The sequence below is a fragment of the Streptomyces sp. NPDC007917 genome, from assembly GCF_042959105.1.
In the GTDB taxonomy this organism is placed as follows: Bacteria; Actinomycetota; Actinomycetes; order Streptomycetales; family Streptomycetaceae; genus Streptomyces.
In genome coordinates this window covers 411,432-427,884 of sequence record NZ_JBIBKK010000004.1, presented here as the reverse complement: position 1 = coordinate 427,884, position 16,453 = coordinate 411,432, and the positions used below count along the sequence as shown (strand labels likewise).

The following is a 16,453-nucleotide window of genomic DNA, read 5'->3' as shown; positions in this document are numbered from 1 at the left end:
ACGTGCAGTGGTCAGGTCGTGCTTGCCCATGGAGCGGGCGGGCGTTCAGACATCGGCCAGCAGCGTGATCGGCCGTTCGACGCAGTCGGCCACGTAGCGCAGGAAACCGCCGGCCGTTCCGCCGTCGCACAGGCGGTGGTCGAAGGTGAGGGAGAGCTGTACGACGTCCCGGAGGGCGAGCTCGCCCTCGTGGCACCAGGGCTTTCGGACGATGCGACCGACGCCGAGCATGGCTCCCTCGGGGTGGTTGAGGATCGGGGTGGCGCCGTCCACGCCGAAGACCCCGTAGTTGTTGAGGGTGAAGGTGCCGCCGGTGAGATCGGCCGGTGACAGGGTGCCGGCGCGGGCGTCGGCGGTCAGGCGGGCCACTTCCTCGCCGAGGTGCCGGGCGGTCAGGGTGTGGGCGTCGCGGACGACGGGGACCAGCAGGCCACGGTCGGTCTGGGCGGCGAAGCCCAGATGGACGGCGGACCGGCGCACGATCTCACGGGCCTCGGCGTCCACCGCGGCGTTGAGTTCGGGGTGGCGGGCGAGGGCCGCCACACAGATCCGGCCGAGAAGCGCGAGAAGCGGCAGGCCGGTGTGGTGGCGGGCGGTCATGAGTTCCGTGGCGTCGGCGTCCACCCAGCAGGTGGCGTCGGGGATCTCGGCTCGGCTGCGGGTAAGCTTGTCCGCCATGGCGGCGATGGCCCCGCGCAGCGGGACGCGGGCTTCTTCTGCGGGCGCGTTCGAGCCATGCGCTTTGCCGTCACGGCCACGCCCTTCGCTGTTGTGGCCACGTCCTTCACCGTTGTGGCCCCGCGCTTCGCCGTCGCGGCGGTCCGCGCGGGCGGCGCGTTCCACATCGGCGCGCAGCACCAGGCCGTTCGGGCCGGACCCCGTGATGTCGCGGAGCGCCAGCCCGTGTTCCCGGGCCAGACGGCGGACGAGCGGAGAGATCACCGGCACCGGCACCGACTCGGGGGCGGGACCGGCCGGTACGGTGCCTTCCGCCGCGGAGCCGCCCGGCGCGGCCTTCGTGCCGTGGGCCGGCCGTCGGCGGCGGGGGACCGCGCCCGCGGCCGTTCCGTAGCCGACGAGTACCCGGCCCGAGCCGCGGTCCGGCGGGGCGACGGTCAGGAGCGGGGCTCCCACCGGCAGCTCCTCGCCGGGGGAGCCGTGGCGGGCTGCGACCGTCCCCGCGTACGGGCAGGGGAGCTCCACGCTCGCCTTGGCGGTCTCCACCTCGACCACCGGCTGATCCACCGTGACCACGTCGCCCACCTCGACCAGCCAGCGGACGATCTCGGCCCCGGCGAGCCCCTCTCCCAGGTCGGGCAGGGTGAACTCGCGCACCCGGGTCATGCCGTCCACTCGCTCTCCCACTGAAGACGGGCCACCGCGTCCAGGATCCGGTCCACGCCGGGGAGGTGGTGCCGCTCCAGCATCGGTGGCGGGTAGGGGATGTCGAAGCCCGTCACCCGCAGCACCGGGGCCTGGAGATGGTGGAAGCACCGCTCGGTGACCCGGGCGGCGATCTCGGCGCCCGGGCCGGCGAAGCCGGTGGCCTCGTGGACCACGATCGCCCGCCCGGTCCCGCGCACCGACGCGCACACCGTCTCGTCGTCGAACGGCACCAGCGTGCGCAGGTCGACCACGCCGAGGTCCCAGCCCTCGGCGCGGGCGGCCTCCGCCGCCTCCAGGCACACCGGCACCGACGGCCCGTATGTGATGAGGGTCGCCGAGGTGCCGTCCCGGCGGACCACCGCCCGGCCGACGGGCGGCGCCTGGGGCGGCCGGTCGAGGTCGATGGGCGCCTTGGACCAGTAGAGCCGTTTCGGTTCGAGGAAGACGACCGGGTCGTCGGAGGCGATCGCGGCGCGCAGCAGCCCGTACGCGTCGGCGACGGTGGCCGGGGCGACGACATGGAGGCCCGGTGTGGCCATGTAGTAGGCCTCGGAGGAGTCGCTGTGGTGCTCGACGCCGCCGATGCCGCCGCCGTAGGGCACCCGCACGGTGATGGGCAGCGGCAGGGCGCCCCGGGTCCGGTTGCGCATCCGCGAGACATGGCTGACGAGCTGTTCGAACGCCGGGTACGCGAAGGCGTCGAACTGCATCTCGACCACCGGCCGCAGCCCGTACATCGCCATGCCCACCGCCGCCCCGAGGATGCCGGCCTCCGCCAGCACGGTGTCGGTGCAGCGGTCGTCGCCGAACTCCTTCGCCAGCCCATCGGTGATCCGGAAGACTCCCCCGAGAGCGCCGACGTCCTCGCCCATCACATGGACGGTGGGGTCCGCGGCCATCGCGTCGCGCAGGGCGCGGTTGAGGGACTGGGCCATCGTCACGGTGGCGGCGGTCATCGGGCGTACTCCGGTGTGGTCGCCGTGCGGGCGCGCTCCGCCGCCACTTCCGCTTCCTGTTCCGCGCGCAGCCGGGCGGTCTGTTCGCGCAGTTGCCCCGTGGGCTCGGCGTAGACATGGGAGAACAGCTCGGCGGGTGTGAGCGGGGGATCGGTCCCCAGCTCGTCGCGGATGCGTTGGGCCAGCGCCTCCGCCGCCTCGGCGGCCCTCTGGGCCTCGGCGTCGGTGAGCAGCCCGTGGCGGCGCAGCTCGCGCTCCAGGAGGTCGATCGGATCGTGGGCGCGCCAGGCGGTGACTTCCGCTTCGGAGCGGTAGCGGCTGGCGTCGTCGGCGGTGGTGTGCGCGTCGACGCGGTAGGTGATCGCCTCCACCAGGGTGGGCCCGGCGCCGGAGCGGGCCCTGCCGATCGCCTCGGTGAGCACCTGGTGGACCGCCGGGGCGTCGTTGCCGTCCACCAGCCGCCCGGGCATGCCATAGCCGACGGCCTTGTGGGCGATGCTGGGCGCCGCGGTCTGCTTGGCCAGCGGCACCGAGATCGCGAAGCCGTTGTTCTGCACTAGGAACACCACCGGCGCCCGCGAGACGGCGGCGAAGTTCAGCGCCTCGTGGAAGTCCCCCTCGGAGGTGCCGCCATCGCCCACCAGGGCCAGCGCGACCACGTCGTCGCCCTTCAGCCGTGCCGCGTGTGCCAGGCCTGCCGCGTGGGGCAGTTGGGTGGCCAGCGGGGTGCACAGCGGCGCCACCCGGTGTGCGTGCGGGTCGTAACCGTTGTGCCAGTCGCCGCGCAGCAGCGTCAGCGCCTGGACCGGGTCGACGCCGCGCGCCACCGTGGCGAGCGTGTCCCGGTAGCTGGGGAAGAGCCAGTCGCGCTCGGCCAGCGCCAGCGCGGCGGCGATCTGACAGGCCTCCTGGCCCGCGGACGAAGGGTAGACCGCCAGCCGGCCCTGCCGGGTCACGGCCGTCACCTGCTCGTTGAAGCGCCGGCCGATCACCAGTTGGCGATACAGTTCGAGCCACAGCGGCCGGTCGGGCTCGGCCGTGCCGCCGAGCACCCGGTGGGGTTCGGAGTCCGGCAGCAGGGGCGCGGGGTCCGGGCGGGCCCGGCCCACGTAGGGCGGAACACCATGTCGGCCGGGCTGGTCGAGCACGGTCATGTCTTCGGTACTCCTGTACGGGGATCGGGTTGTCCGGACACCACGGTCTGCGGCGGACCTTGCGTAAACCTTCGGCGTATCTTGAAACGGCTGGTGGACCCGTCACCGGAGGGCGAAGAACCCCCTGGGTGACGCACACAAGCGATTCTTCGGCACGGGAGTTCTCACCGTCATTGACCGATGACGCACGATTCTTGACTTTCCGTGCAAACGCCTCCGAACCCGCCCCGCCGGGCGGCTGGTCGCGCGCGGCGCACGCCCTGTACCGACTCGCCGCGCCGACCTCGGATAGCCTGCCCACTGAGCCATGACCTTGTGGTGCGGGCGGACCGGACCTCAACACCTCGCGTACGGCCAAACAGAGAGGGGCACTGTCCCGGATGAGCTGGTCAGCCAATGAGATCAACACCGGAAGCGCGCATTCCGCGCGCATGTACGACTTCTTCCTCGGCGGGAAGGACAACTACCCGCCGGATCAGGAGGCGGCTGAAAAGGTGTTGGCCGTTCTGCCGCACGCGCGCACCATCGCGCGGAACAACCGGTACTTCATGCGCCGGTCGGCGCGGATGCTGGCCCAAGAGGCCGGGATCCGCCAGTTCTTAGACATCGGGACGGGAATCCCCACCTCGCCCAACCTCCACGAGGTCATCCAGGAAATCGCCCCCGAGGCGCGCATCGTCTACACGGACAACGACCCGATCGTGCTGACGCACGCCCGCGCCCTGCTCACCAGCGCCCCGCAGGGAAAGACCGCCTACGCGGAGGCCGATCTGCGGGATCCGCGCAGCATACTCACCGCCCCGGAGCTCCTCGAGACGCTGGATCTCACCAAGCCGGTGGCGTTGATGATGATCTCGATCCTGCACTTCGTCCCTCCGGAGTACGACCACTACGCCATCCTCGGCGAGCTGGTGGACGCGCTCCCCTCCGGGAGCTATCTGGCGCTGACCTACGGCACCTCGGACTTCGCTCCCGAAGAGATGAAGCGCGCGGCGGAGGTCTACGCGGCATCGCGGGTTCCGGTGCAGCAGCGCCGGAAGGAAGAGATCCAACGGTTCTTCCAGGGGCTGGAACTGGTCGAGCCGGGTCTGGTCCCGATTCACCGCTGGCGTCCCGACGACCCTTCGCTCAGTCAGCTGTCGGACGCGGACGTCTCCATGTTCGGCGGCGTGGCCAGAAAGCCCTGAGTCATCCCTTGCCCGCCCCGCGCGGCCCTCGGCCCTACACGGCGCGTGCCAACCCCTCCCACCGCACGCGCCACCGCCCGTCGGACGGGAAGCCGGGTGCATCGCCCCTGGCGCCGTCCCACCCGGCGGCCATCAGGGCCACCGCGTAGAGCAACCCGCCGGCGCCCGGGAAGTACGGCGTGGCGACCCGGGATCCGCCGAGCGGCATCCCGGCGTCGTCGAACCCGAACTTCTCGTGCAGCAGGAAGTCGATGGCGCGGTCGGGCTCGCCCATCCGCGCCGCGTTCATCGCGAGCATCGGGAAGTCCCAGCCCCAGGCGGCGTCCCAGGCCCATACGTCCCACACCTTGCGGGCGGTGGCACGCATGACGGTCATGTCCACATCGTGGCCCGGCAGCCAGCCGTACAGGCCGGTCAGCGAGGGGTGGTCGTAGATGTACTCGGTCCACATCCCGCGCACACCCTCGTACACCACATACACCCCGTCCTGCACGGGCAGCGGCGCGAGTGTGTCGAGCACCGTCTGCCAGCCGGGGTCCGCGGGCCGCCCCAGCCGCTCGCGCCACCGCTGCGCCAGGCGCAGGCCGAAGCGCCAGTAGGACAGTTCGAAGGCGCCGTTCACGGTGACCTTGGGGTCGCTGTTCTCGGAGACGAGGTGCAGGGGCGGGCCGAGCACATGGCGGCCCGACTCCTCGAAGGCGTACGAGGCCATGAACTCGGCCGTGGCGAAGACGACATCCCGCCACTTGTCCAAGGTGGCGCGGGTCGGATGGGCCCGGTAGTCCAGCTCGGCGAGGAAGATCGGATGCGGCTGCTGCCAGAGCAGCAGCGCGTTGATCTCCCCGGGCGACTGGCGGCCGCCGGGATCGGTCATCTTGGGCCACCGCGCGCCCTGGTAACCCTGCAGCCGGGCGCGTTCCCGGGAGGAGTCGAGGAAACTCTGATAGACGCCGACGCTGCGGTCCAGCTGCGGCCACCGGTTCCACAGCGCGTAGTGCGCGGCGTGCCACCAGTACATCTCCATATGGAACTTGCCGTACCACCCGTTGTTGACCAGCCCGGACTCCTGGGGCGGGGTGCTGCCGGCCTCGTTGACCGCCAGCAGGTACTGGCTGAGCACCACCCGGCGCTCCAGCTCCCGCCACCGGGGATCGGTGCTCTGGGAGAGGTCGAGGGCCCCGCCGGAGCGCCAGAACGCCGGCCAGGCCCTGGCCGCGGCCGCCTCGACCGCCGCGGCGGCGGGCACCTGGGGAGAGGGCCGGGGCGCGAAGAGGAAGGTGGCCTCCAGCCGGGTGCCCGCGCCGCCACCGAGCAGATACCGGTGCGGATGGCCGTCGGCCCGCGACGGCCGTTCCCCGCCGCCCCGCCATGCGAGGCCCACGGTGTAGCGGGTGCCGTCGAGCTCATGGGTGATGTCCGCGCGGTGGGGCCCGCGGGGCCGCAGCCGTGTGGTGTGGGCATCGGGGCGGTCCCAGACGCCGACGAAGGGCGCGGAGAACTTCTCCGCCCATTGGCGTACGGGAAGTCGATGAACACCGCGAGCCGGCCGTCGGCCACCAGCGGCGAGTCGATCCGCACGGCCACCGCGTCCAGATCAGGGCCGCAGCTCGTCCGTACCGTGACGGGGCTGCCCTCCAGGGTGAACCGGCTGTGCAGCGTGCCGGTCCACAGATCCAGCCGCTGGTGGCAGCCGCTCAGATCGGTCTCCACGGCCTCGGTCCCATCGGCGCGCAGCAGCCGCAGACCGATGCGGGCCAGATTGATCCGGTGCGGGTTCGCCCTCAGCCACTCGGAGAGTTCCGGGTGGGCCGGGTCGGGGATGTCGTAACGGACCGGCCGGCCATGGGTGGCCCAGACCTGTCCGGCGAAGTCCGCCGGGGTCTGGCCGTCCGGGAGCGGGTCGCTGTGCCATCCCCAGTCGGACAGGGTGCCGAAGGGCAGAAACGTCTGCAGCCCCGTCACATCGGCGCCGAACGCCAGCTGCCCGTTGCCCACCTGCAGGGGAGTCAGGGGATCGCCGGCCGTACGGACCACGTCATGGCGCGATACGAGCGCGTGCCGGTCGATTCCGCCGGGGCGCCGCGGCGACGGCTGGGCGGCGGCGTCGCCGATCCGCCAGCCCGCGGTGACCGCGGTGGCGACTCCGGTCATGCCGGTGCGTACGAAGGTCCGACGGCTGACTGGCATGAAGGGGCTCCCGCCGTGTCGATGATTGAATCGTTTTTACGGCGGGCGCAAGCTAACAAGCCCTTCGTCCCCGGGGCAATGGTTCTGACAGCACTGACCGTGGGCTAGCCCTGGGCTAGCCCAGCGTCTGGGCCCAGTTCTCGGGCACCCGCCCCGCGGGGCCGGGGACCGGCTGATCGGCCGGGTGGCTCTCGGGCGGGGCAAGCGGCGGCCCCGACTCGTACAACTCGGACGTCTCGTAGTTCCAGAACCAGCTCTCGCCCGGTTCGAAGCTGCGGATCAGCGGATGCCCGGTGGCCGCGGCATGCGCGGTCGCGTGCTTCGAGGGCGAATCGTCGCAGCAGCCGATGTGACCGCACTGCGCGCAGCGCCGCAGATGGAACCACCATCCGTCGACGGCGTCGCATTCGACGCATCCGGTGCCGCTCGGCGGCACCGAGGGGTCTATTCCGTTCTGCGTGGTCATGAGCGCTCCTGCGGGGTGTCGGGCTGTGGGGCGGCATCGGGGGCGGAGGCGGTCAGCGGGAGGCGCACCTGGAAGCGGGTGTCGCCCGGGGTGGACTGCACGCGCAGGTCGCCGTGGTGCTTGTTGACGACGATGCGCCAGGAGATGTCCAGGCCGAGCCCGGTGCCCTCACCCACCGGTTTGGTGGTGAAGAAGGGGTCGAAGACGCGGTCGCGGATGTCCTCGGGAATGCCCGGCCCTGTGTCGCCGAACTCGACGAGCAGATGGTCGCGGTCGCGCGCGGTGCGCACGGTCAGGGTGCCCTGGCCGTCCATGGTGTTCATCGCGCAGACCGCGTTGTCGATCAGGTTTGTCCATACCTGATTGAGCTCGCCGGGGTACGCGGGGATCTTCGGCAGGGTGCGGTCGTAGTCCTTGGCGACGGTGATGTGCGGGCCGATCTTCCCGGAGAGCATCAGCAGGGTGCTGTCCAGCAGTTCGTGCACGTCGGAGACCTGGTAGGGGGCGCGGTCGAGCTGTGAGTACTGCCTGGCCGCGTTGACGAGGGCCGAGACGCGGGTGGTCGAGTCCTCGATCTCGTTCATGAGGAGTTCGGTCTCGACGGTGTAGTTCAGCCACCGCACCGCCCCTGCGAGAGTGTCCTCGCCCACCGCCGCCGCCACGCTGTCCAGCCAGTCGATGTCGAGGCCGGCCTGGACGAACGTCGGCGCGAGCCGCCATCCGTCCTCGATGCCGTGGTCGTCCAGCCAGTCGGAGAGGGCGTCCTCACGGTCCGCGGCCTCCAGTGGGCTCAGGGTGGTGGCCTTGGCCACGCGCTCGGCCGTGCGCTCCTGGATCTCCACCAGGATCTGCAGGGTGTCGCGCCGGTACGGGCCCGCCGCGATGGCGCCGAGCTTGTGGCGCATTCCGGCGACCCGCTCCCTGAGCGCCGAGGTGGCGCGCACCGCCGCGGCGGCCGGGTTGTTCAGCTCATGGGTGAGACCCGCGGTCAGCGAGCCGAGCGCCAGGAGCCGTTCCCGCTGTCCGATGGCCTGCTGGGTGTTCTTGGTGCCGAAGAACAGCCCCTCCAGCAGATGGACAGCCATCGGGAACCAGTCGCGCATGATGGCCGAGAACGTCTCGGCGGGCAGTACGAAGAACCGGGACGGTTCGACGACCCGCAGCGAGCTGGTGTACACCTGCCGGACGCGGTCGCCCAGATAGGCGTGGAAGGCTCCCGCGTACACACCGCGGCTGGAGCTCCGATTCACCTCCACGTCCTGGGAGCCGACCCGGCTGGAGAGCACGAGCGTCCCCTCAAGCAGCACATAGAAGCAGGTGGCCGGGTCGCCTTCGGCGTACACCGGCCCCGGTTCGTAAGCCTGCACCCGGCCGTCGCGGCACAGCCGCGCAAGCTGCTCCGGGGACAGCTTCTCGAACAGGAACAGGGAGCTGATCTCCTGCGGGTCGCAGGGCAGCGCGTTCACGACTGCTCCAGATACCGGTGCACCAGCATGACCGCCATGGCTCCCTCGCCGACGGCGGAGGCGACGCGCTTGGCGGACTCGGCGCGCGCGTCTCCCGCCACGAACACCCCGGGGACGTTGGTCTCCAGGTGGTACGGCGGCCGGTCCAGCTCCCAGCCGGCCGGCGGGCGCCCGTCGGGGGTCAGATCGGGGCCGGTCAGGATGAAGCCGCGGGAGTCCCTGAGCACGGTGTCGCCCAGCCAGTCGGTCAGCGGGGCCGCGCCGATGAACACGAACATCCACTGGGCGTCGATGAGCTCGCAGTGGCCGGTCGTGGTGTCGCGCAGGGTGAGCCGCTCCAACTGGTGCGCGCCATGGGCGGCCTCGACCACCGTGTTCGTCCGCACCGAGATCGTCGGCGCGTCCGTGACCTGCTGGACGAGATAGTGCGACATCGAGTCCGACAGGGACTCCCCGCGCACGACGAGGGTGACCGACTTGGCGCCCCGGGCCAGATACATCGCGGCCTGACCGGCGGAGTTCGCGCCACCGACGATATAGACGTCATGGTTCTGGCAGGCGGTCGCCTCGGTCAGCGCGGAGCCGTAGAACACTCCGCACCCGGTCAGATCGGCCACCCCGGGCGCGTCCAGCTCCCGGTACGACACGCCGGTGGCGAGGATCACGGAGTGCGCGGCGATCGCGGAGCCGTCCGAGAACCGGACGATGCGCGCCGCGCCGTTGACCTCCAGCCCGGTGACCTCGCGCGCGGTCAGTATCTCGGCGCCGAACTTCGCCGCCTGGCGGCGCGCACGGTCCGTGAGCTGCCCCCCGGACACGCCGTCCGGGAAACCGAGGTAGTTCTCGATCCGTGAGCTCTGACCCGCCTGGCCGCCGGTCGCCGACCGCTCCACCAGGACCGTCCGCAGCCCTTCGGAGGCCCCGTACACGGCCGCCCCGAGCCCGGCGGGCCCGCCGCCGATGATGACGAGGTCGTAGAAGTCGGCCGCGGGTGTCGTCGCCAGACCCACGTGGGCGGCGAGGTCCCGGTCCTCGGGCTCGACGAGCGCGGTGCCGTCCGGGGTGATCACGAGCGGCAGCCGCAGCCCGTCCTGGCCCGCCGCGGAGAGCAGCCGCCGCCCTTCCGGTTCGTCGGACGAGTACCAGCGGTACGGCACCTGGTTGCGGGCCAGGAACTCCCGTACGTCCGACGAGCGCGCCGACCAGCGGTGTCCGATGACCTTGGTGATGAACACCGGCCGGTGCTCGCTGGTCCGCCACGCCTCCAGCAGGTCGTCCAGGACCGGGTAGAGCTTCTCCTCGGGCGGGTCCCACGGCTTGAGCAGGTAGTGGTCGAGGTCGACGACGTTGATCGCGTCGATGGCCGCGTCGGTGTCCGCGTAGGCCGTCAGCAGCACACGGCGGGCTCCGGGGTAGATGTCGAGCGCCTGCTCCAGAAACTCGATGCCGTTCATCCGCGGCATGCGGTAGTCGGCGAGGATCACCGCCACCGCGTCCCCCCGCAGCTTCAGCTCCCGCAGTGCGTCGAGGGCGGACTCCCCGCACTCCGAGCGCACCACGCGATACTCTGCGCCATAGCGTCGCCGCAGGTCGCGGGCTACGGAACGGGACACTCCAGGGTCGTCGTCCACGGTCAGGATGATGGTCCGCGCTGTGTCTGCGGCCTGTGCCATGCGTCTCCCACCCCGGTCTGATCGGCGCCACCCTGGCGCCGCCGGTCCGTGTGCGTCTGTCCGGTCCATATGCGTGCGCTGGTGACCCCCATCATATGGAGGATCATCCTGCTTCGCTATGAAAAATCCCGTTGTATGCATTCCTCGACCACCGGGGGCCGGGGATGGCCTCATGGGTGATCCACCCTGGGCTCCGGGCCATGCTAAGCGGCTGGTGGACGCGCGATTGACTGTCCGCGCACGGTATCGCGTCCGGCAGTGCACTTCTCGCGGCCGGGGTGTACGCGCCGCGGCCGGGGTGTACGCACCGCGGTCGGGGTGTACGCGCCGCGGTCGCCGGGCCGACGGCCCGGCGACCGGTGATGGGTGATCGTGACGGTCAGGACGGGTTGTCCGCGTGGGTGAGGGTCGTCCACGCGTTGAAGTAGTTGTCCGTGCCGGACGGCCGGTGTCCCTCGGTGTACTTCTGGGTGTTGGACATGGCGATGCCGAGGCGGTTGTGGAGGGCGTTGTAGCCGACCTCGGTGATCTCCGCCAGACCCTTCTTGACCGAGCCACCGCACAGCCAGGACGGCACGGCGGTGCCGTTCTCATAGGAGGTGTGGAAGCCCAGCGCCTGGCGCAGCCGGTCCTGGATCTTCGGGTACAGGTCCTGGCCCTGGATGCGGCTGGTCTCCGCGACGTCCGCGACGGAGGCGATGCCCCAGCCGGTGTGCCCGAAGTCGCGGCAGGTCTCCTGGGCGAGGCCGTCGGCGAAGGTGCTCTGACCCTGCCAGTACTTGATGATCTCGGCGCTGGTGTCGATGCTGCTGCCCGCGGGCGGCTTGGGTAGAGCGCCGTCGCTGGTCAGATATATGTACGCGGGGACGCGGGCGAGGTAGGTGGCGACCGCCTTGTCGTAACTGGCGCGGTCCTCGATGAAGACCGAGATGCCGATCGCCGCCTCGGTCATGACGAGTTCCCAGTTGCCGTTCTTGGTCGCAGCGCCGTTGATCACTTCGGGGAGGTAGACATCGCGCAGCATGGTCGCGAAGCGGCCGGCCCCCGGCCAGCCGCCGTCGTAGGTGTACTTGATGATCTCGGCGGCCCGCGGCCAGGTGGATCCGGACCAGCCGGTCTGCAGGGGGGCGTTGCTGTTGGTGTGATCGGTGATGGTTCCCGACCAGGCGTCCATGATCTCGATCGACTTCTTGGCGTATCTGCTGTCCCGGGTGAAGTACCAGGCGAGCGCGTCGGTATAGGCGGCGATGGCGTCCTGGCGCTCGTCGGTGCAGCCGTAGTTGGGGTTGGAGGAGGAGCCGCACTCCACGACGGCCCGTGGTTTGGCGGTGCGCGAGAGCGAGGCGTAGGAGCTGGCCATCATCTCGTCGTACGCGGCCTTCCAGGGCTGCTGCCCGGACTGGACCTTCGACCGGGCGTAGTCGAGTTGGGCGCGGCTCACCAGGACGCCGGGGTGGGCGAAGGTGGTCGGCGCGGCTGTCGCTCGTGGGGCCGGGCCGGCGAACTGAAGGCTCAGCAGGCCGGCCAGCAGGGCGAGAACGGTGCACAGGGCGGTTCTGGTTCGTGCCATCCGATGACCTCTTCTGTTCACGAATGGGAACGCAGTTCCGAATACGGACAGGAATGGCCTGGACCATAAGAGTCCTGCGTGAACATGTCAATGTTCGGGGCCGGCCGCGGCGCCCTGAGCACACGGGCCCGACGGTCAGTAGTCCAGCCCGGGATACCAGTCGTCGCGGCCGCCCGGCGTCAGGTCGAGCAGATGCCAGACGGGGCTGAGGAGGTCGATGCCGCGCTCCTTGATGTCCTCGGCCATGCGCGGATGGGCGGAGTAGCGGTGGCGGACCGTGCCATCGGCGTCCCGGGTGAAGACGGAGAGGGTGGAGTCCTGCTCGCCGTCCTTGTCCTCGCTGCCGAGGTCGTATTTGAAGGTGCTGTCCCCGCAGCTCAGCAGGCGCAGCCGGGACCAGCCCCGGCTGCGGGCGTGCTGCCGCAGGGCGGGGGGATCGGCGGCCGCGGCGATGACGAAGTCGGCGTTTCGGGCGATGTGGTGGGCGACGCCGTTGTAGCCGTCGGTCCACAGGGTGCACATCGGGCACGGCTCGGTCTGCAGCTTGCCGTACATGAAGTGGTAGACGATCAGCGGCCGGTCCGGGGCGGTGAACAGCTCGCTCAGGGTGGTCCGGCGGACCGGGGAGTCGCCCGCGTCGAGGTCGGCGGGGGCTTCGAGGAAGACGTAGTCGTCGACGGGCGGCCCCGGGGGGAGCGCCCGCCGCTGGGCCGCGACCCGTTCGCGGTGGCGCATGAGCTCGATCTCGGCGAGCCGGAGTTCTTCGCGGGCGGCGAGGTAGTCCGCGGACTCATCGGGCAGTCGGGTCTGCCGCAACATCGCATCCTCCTGGGTGGGAAGCCCCCGAGGGGATTCGAGTCTATGGCGATCCCGGGGCACACAGACGACTGGAAATAGTGTGCCAAGCGAGAAAAGTGCAGGTCGGGAGGGCAGCGGCCCAGGCGGTGGGCTTGCTCCAGCAGGGAGCCCCGTCAGGTGTGGTCGGCGCAGCAGGGCGTGGGATCGGGGACTTCGAACGGTGCCAGCGCCCCGCCGGCGGCCGGCACCAGGGCGAGGGTGAGCCGCCCGTTCCGCCACTCGGGCCGTACGTGGTCGCGGGTGAGCACCGGCGTGGCGGGATCGGGGCCCTGGCCGTCCGCCGCCGGAGCGCCGACCACGGTGACCCGCTCGATGGCGGTCAGGGCGAGCAGGCCGGCCACGGTGACGGTGCCGGTGAGATGTTCCACTCCGGGGTAGACCACGGCCCGCCCGCCGCCGCGGTGGGCGTGCTCCGCGACGGCCAGCGCGGCCGTACGGGCGGCCCGCCCCGAGCCGTACGAGCGCTCATGCAGGACCGCGCCCACCTCCGGGCTCTCCCATCCGGCGATGCGCTCCCACACGGCCTCGGCCGCGGCGGCGTCGGGCAGCGCGAGCGAGACGGCGGTGCCGCGGCGCTCGGCGGTGCGGATCAGGTGGGTGCAGGCGATCGTGCCCGGTGCGAGGCCGAGGTGGTCCAGCAGATCGTGGATCAGGTGGTCGGCCTCGCGCAGGTTCGCCGACCCGGCGTCCACTCCCACCAGGGAGCGGACGCCGGACACGTCGTGTGGTGCGGTCATGCGGGCAGGACCCACATGGGGTTGGAGTAGAACCACAGGTCCTTCCACGGATCGGCGTCCCCGATCACGTCCATGGCCGGGCCCGCCGGGTCGACGGCGGCACCGCGCAGGCCGACCGCGGTGCGGTTGCCATCGGTGCCGCGCAGCCGCACGTACACCGGCTTGTCCACACGGCCCAGGGAGTAGGTCAGGCGCACCGAGCCGGCCGACTTGTTCACCTCGAAGGACTTCACGACCTTGGTGTCAGGGGCGGTGAAGACGTCCTTGTCGGAGACCGGGCCGGTGACAGCGCCCTGGATGACGTCCACCCGGGCCAGCTTCGGCACGAACTGGGCCCAGTTGGGCCCGTTGGCCAGGCTGATCTCGACGACCAGGTCGACCTGGCCGCCGCGGCGCACATGCAGGGTGTCGCCGAGGGTGACCGCGCGTCCGCCGGAGCGCAGCTGGGCGTTCAGGCCGCTGATGAGTCCGCCGTGGTCCACCCACACCCGGCCGGCGCGGATGCCGTCCATGACCGCCTTGTAGGAGAAGGAGGCGGCGCCCACATGGGTGCGGGAGTACTGGCCGGGCCAGAAGTCGGTGTCCGAGAGGTTCAGACCGCCGCCGTAGACGGGGGCCTCGTAGCGGCCGTTGGCGTTGAAGTCGCTGTTCGGGCCGCGCACGGCGGTGTCGGCGTAGACGTTGTGGGAGTCGGAGTTGGCGGTGATCCACCAGGGCTTGCCCTCGGCGAGCAGGCTGTCCCACAGGCCGCCGACGGTGGCGGTCATCCAGTCGAAGCCGCCCCAGGTGCGGTAGCTCTCCAGCGGGTAGCCGGCGAATGAGTCGGCGCCGGGGCTGTTGTCGTAGATGCCACGGGCCCCGCCGGGGCCGTTCGGGGCGGGCAGGCCGGCGGCCTGGTGGCCGGGGGCGCCCTCCATGCCGACGGCGATGGTCGGCTGGGCGTCGCGCCAGGCGCGGATCTCGTGCGGGGAGTCGATGCCCTTGCGCGCCGGGTGGTTGGCCAGGAACAGGATGTCCTGCACCCGGCGGCGCTGGACCTGCTCGGCGAGGAAGTTGACTCCCGCGATGGCCAGCGCCTCGTTCGCGGGGGTGTTGGAGGTGGCCTTCTTCACCGAGCCGTCGAAGGAGTTCTCGAACTCCTTCAGCACCGCCACCTCGTTCCGGCCGGGGTGCACGAACACGGTGCCGTGCTCGGCGGCCGGGATGTTCCACTCCAGGCCCTGGAAGACGAGCGTGTCGTCGATCTGGTCGCGGGCGGCGACGATGTCCGGGTTGACCTTCTCCACGCCGATCTTGGCGTGCGTCTCGCTGCCGTGGTCGGTGATGACCATCCAGTCGAGGCCGTGGGCGTTCGCCTGCCGTACGTGGTCGATGACCCGGTACTTGGCGTCGGAGCTGTACTGGGTGTGGATGTGGTGGTCGCCGGCCAGCCACAGATACCCGCCGGGCCGCGCGCTCCGGGATTCCGCCGGCGCGGAGGCCGCTGCCGCGGGCGCCGCGGCCGCGGCCTGGCCCGCGCCACCGAGGACGCCGCCGGCCGCGAGGCCCGCGCCGAGCAGGCCGGTGCGGCGCAGCATGGAGCGCCGTGAGAGCTGGCTGGGGGTCAGCGCCTGGTCGGGCACGGACATGTCGAGGGCGGGCGGCAGGGACGATGCGTCGCCGCTCGCGTGGTGGTGGTGATGGTGGTGACCGTGGCCGTGTCTGTGACCGTGGCTCATGTTCAACTCCCGCCGGCGCAGGGACGTGCATGCTTGTGACGTGCAGATTCTGGGAAGCCGGTGTGAACGGGAGAGGTCCGACCGGCGGTGCGGTGAGGAACGGCTGATGTGCGGTGGGCGCACAAAGGGTGCGGGTACGGCCGTCGCCGCGATCGCGAGTGCCGCCCGGGATTCCGGACGGCACTCGCGATCGCGGCCCTGACGCGTCAGCCGGAGGGCTCGTGCGCGCCTTGCTCGACTACGACCACGCGCCGGCCGCGGCGGCCCGGGCGACGTAGGTGTCGAAGTCGATGGGGTCGCGTCCGAGCACGCGCCGCACCCCGTCGGCGGGCTCGGCGAAGTGTCCGGCGCGCATCCCGGCGAACAGCGCGTCGAGCTCCGCGGCGGCCTCCTCGGACACGCCCTCGGCCAGGAGCTCGGCCCGGTACTCCTCCGGTGTGAGCTCCACGTAGCGGATGGGCCGGCCCGCCGCTTCGGCGATCCTCGCCACCGCCGCGGAGAAGGTGAGCGCCCGGGGCCCCGAGAGGTCGTACACCTGCCCATGGTGGCCGTCCTCGGTCAGCACGGCCGCAGCGACATCGGCGATGTCCTGGGCGTCGATGAACGGCTCGGGTACGGAGCCGATGGGCAGGGCCAGTCGGCCGTCCCGCAGCGGAGCGCGCCAGACGTCGTCGTCGAAGTTCTGGTTGAAGTTGTTCGGGCGGATGATGGTCCACTGCACACCGGAGTGGCGTACGGCGCGCTCCGCGGCGGTCATGCCCTGGAAGAAGTCCGTGGGGAACTGGTCGATCGCGCGTGCGGACAGGGCCACGAAACGAGCGACGCCCGCCTCGGTGGCCTGCTTGACGAAGATCTGGGCCAGTGCCGGGTCCGCGGGGGCCATGAGATACACCGCCGACGCCCCCTCCAGGGCGGACGGCCAGGTGTCCTGGTCGGACCAGTCGAACCGGACCTCGCCGGAGCGGGACGCGGCCCGGACGGTCCTGCCCGCCGCCCGCAGGGTGTTGACCAGCCGGCGGCCGGTCTTGCCCGTCGCCCCGAGGACCAAAATCGCGCTGTTGCTGTGTGTCGTCATGCCGGCCAGTCAACTGGCCG

The 16,453-nt window shown here is 71.2% G+C and carries 14 protein-coding genes; 2 read left to right on the top strand and 12 right to left on the bottom strand.

Annotated features, from left to right (window positions below):
- Positions 1-45: 45 nt before the first annotated feature.
- From ACFZDL_RS10195 to pdhA, 3 genes are read right to left on the bottom strand one after another with little or no spacing between them, the layout of a single operon-like run.
- Entirely contained in the window at positions 46-1,344 is a 1,299-nt protein-coding gene (locus ACFZDL_RS10195) for a dihydrolipoamide acetyltransferase family protein (RefSeq protein WP_353590108.1), read from the bottom strand.
- Positions 1,341-2,342 carry an alpha-ketoacid dehydrogenase subunit beta gene (locus tag ACFZDL_RS10190; protein WP_353590087.1) on the bottom strand — a complete coding sequence of 334 codons (1,002 nt, stop codon included), beginning with the start codon at positions 2,340-2,342 and terminating at the stop codon, positions 1,341-1,343. The genes ACFZDL_RS10195 and ACFZDL_RS10190 overlap by 4 nt, the downstream gene beginning before the upstream one ends.
- Positions 2,339-3,496, bottom strand: coding sequence for a pyruvate dehydrogenase (acetyl-transferring) E1 component subunit alpha (gene pdhA, locus ACFZDL_RS10185; RefSeq protein WP_353590086.1), 1,158 nt, complete (start codon positions 3,494-3,496; stop codon positions 2,339-2,341). The genes ACFZDL_RS10190 and pdhA overlap by 4 nt, the downstream gene beginning before the upstream one ends.
- Before the next feature lie 380 nt (positions 3,497-3,876).
- On the opposite strand from pdhA, the gene ACFZDL_RS10180 reads away from it, so the two are divergent.
- Entirely contained in the window at positions 3,877-4,683 is an 807-nt protein-coding gene (locus tag ACFZDL_RS10180; protein WP_353590085.1) for an SAM-dependent methyltransferase, read from the top strand.
- A gap of 34 nt (positions 4,684-4,717) precedes the next feature.
- On the opposite strand, the gene ACFZDL_RS10175 is transcribed toward ACFZDL_RS10180, so the two are convergent.
- The gene (locus ACFZDL_RS10175) at positions 4,718-6,064 is read right to left on the bottom strand and encodes a hypothetical protein (RefSeq protein ID WP_353590084.1); all 1,347 of its coding nucleotides are present in this window, start codon (positions 6,062-6,064) and stop codon (positions 4,718-4,720) included.
- Positions 6,065-6,333: 269 nt separating this feature from the next.
- Between ACFZDL_RS10175 and ACFZDL_RS10170 the strand changes: the two genes are divergently transcribed.
- Positions 6,334-6,978, top strand: a complete 645-nt coding sequence (locus ACFZDL_RS10170) for a hypothetical protein (RefSeq protein ID WP_353590083.1) — start codon at positions 6,334-6,336, stop codon at positions 6,976-6,978.
- Positions 6,979-6,985: 7 nt separating this feature from the next.
- Here the strand turns inward: ACFZDL_RS10170 and ACFZDL_RS10165 are convergent, their stop codons facing one another.
- The 8 genes from ACFZDL_RS10165 to ACFZDL_RS10130 all read right to left on the bottom strand — a co-directional run bounded on the left by ACFZDL_RS10165 (position 6,986) and on the right by ACFZDL_RS10130 (position 16,433).
- Positions 6,986-7,336 carry a UBP-type zinc finger domain-containing protein gene (locus tag ACFZDL_RS10165; RefSeq protein WP_353590082.1) on the bottom strand — a complete coding sequence of 117 codons (351 nt, stop codon included), beginning with the start codon at positions 7,334-7,336 and terminating at the stop codon, positions 6,986-6,988.
- Positions 7,333-8,793, bottom strand: coding sequence for an ATP-binding protein (locus ACFZDL_RS10160; protein ID WP_353590107.1), 1,461 nt, complete (start codon positions 8,791-8,793; stop codon positions 7,333-7,335). The genes ACFZDL_RS10165 and ACFZDL_RS10160 overlap by 4 nt, the downstream gene beginning before the upstream one ends.
- A gap of 5 nt (positions 8,794-8,798) precedes the next feature.
- Positions 8,799-10,475: an FAD-dependent oxidoreductase gene (locus ACFZDL_RS10155; RefSeq protein WP_353590081.1), complete on the bottom strand. Its 1,677-nt coding sequence runs from the start codon at positions 10,473-10,475 to the stop codon at positions 8,799-8,801.
- A gap of 379 nt (positions 10,476-10,854) precedes the next feature.
- A complete protein-coding gene (locus ACFZDL_RS10150; RefSeq protein WP_353590080.1) occupies positions 10,855-12,045 on the bottom strand; it encodes an alginate lyase family protein in 1,191 nt (396 codons plus the stop codon).
- A 135-nt stretch (positions 12,046-12,180) separates the two neighbouring features.
- Positions 12,181-12,864 (bottom strand): DUF899 family protein, encoded by a 684-nt coding sequence (locus ACFZDL_RS10145; protein ID WP_353590079.1) that lies wholly within the window; start codon positions 12,862-12,864, stop codon positions 12,181-12,183.
- Positions 12,865-13,016: 152 nt separating this feature from the next.
- Positions 13,017-13,640, bottom strand: coding sequence for a hypothetical protein (locus ACFZDL_RS10140; RefSeq protein WP_353590078.1), 624 nt, complete (start codon positions 13,638-13,640; stop codon positions 13,017-13,019).
- Positions 13,637-15,358, bottom strand: a complete 1,722-nt coding sequence (locus ACFZDL_RS10135; RefSeq protein ID WP_353590077.1) for a PHP domain-containing protein — start codon at positions 15,356-15,358, stop codon at positions 13,637-13,639. Before ACFZDL_RS10135 ends, ACFZDL_RS10140 begins: the two co-directional genes overlap by 4 nt.
- Before the next feature lie 238 nt (positions 15,359-15,596).
- Entirely contained in the window at positions 15,597-16,433 is an 837-nt protein-coding gene (locus ACFZDL_RS10130; RefSeq protein ID WP_353590076.1) for an NAD(P)H-binding protein, read from the bottom strand.
- Positions 16,434-16,453 lie beyond the last annotated feature (20 nt).

What these genes read in the sequence shown, in the direction of transcription:
- ACFZDL_RS10155 (WP_353590081.1), bottom strand. Translation starts at nt 10,475, where the DNA reads ATGGCACAGGCCGCAGACACAGCGCGGACCATCATCCTGACCGTGGAC.
- ACFZDL_RS10130 (WP_353590076.1), bottom strand. Translation starts at nt 16,433, where the DNA reads ATGACGACACACAGCAACAGCGCGATTTTGGTCCTCGGGGCGACGGGC.
- ACFZDL_RS10150 (WP_353590080.1), bottom strand. Translation starts at nt 12,045, where the DNA reads ATGGCACGAACCAGAACCGCCCTGTGCACCGTTCTCGCCCTGCTGGCC.
- ACFZDL_RS10135 (WP_353590077.1), bottom strand. Translation starts at nt 15,358, where the DNA reads ATGAGCCACGGTCACAGACACGGCCACGGTCACCACCATCACCACCAC.
- ACFZDL_RS10145 (WP_353590079.1), bottom strand. Translation starts at nt 12,864, where the DNA reads ATGTTGCGGCAGACCCGACTGCCCGATGAGTCCGCGGACTACCTCGCC.
- ACFZDL_RS10180 (WP_353590085.1), top strand. Translation starts at nt 3,877, where the DNA reads ATGAGCTGGTCAGCCAATGAGATCAACACCGGAAGCGCGCATTCCGCG.
- ACFZDL_RS10165 (WP_353590082.1), bottom strand. Translation starts at nt 7,336, where the DNA reads ATGACCACGCAGAACGGAATAGACCCCTCGGTGCCGCCGAGCGGCACC.
- ACFZDL_RS10190 (WP_353590087.1), bottom strand. Translation starts at nt 2,342, where the DNA reads ATGACCGCCGCCACCGTGACGATGGCCCAGTCCCTCAACCGCGCCCTG.
- pdhA (WP_353590086.1), bottom strand. Translation starts at nt 3,496, where the DNA reads ATGACCGTGCTCGACCAGCCCGGCCGACATGGTGTTCCGCCCTACGTG.
- ACFZDL_RS10140 (WP_353590078.1), bottom strand. Translation starts at nt 13,640, where the DNA reads ATGACCGCACCACACGACGTGTCCGGCGTCCGCTCCCTGGTGGGAGTG.
- ACFZDL_RS10195 (WP_353590108.1), bottom strand. Translation starts at nt 1,344, where the DNA reads ATGACCCGGGTGCGCGAGTTCACCCTGCCCGACCTGGGAGAGGGGCTC.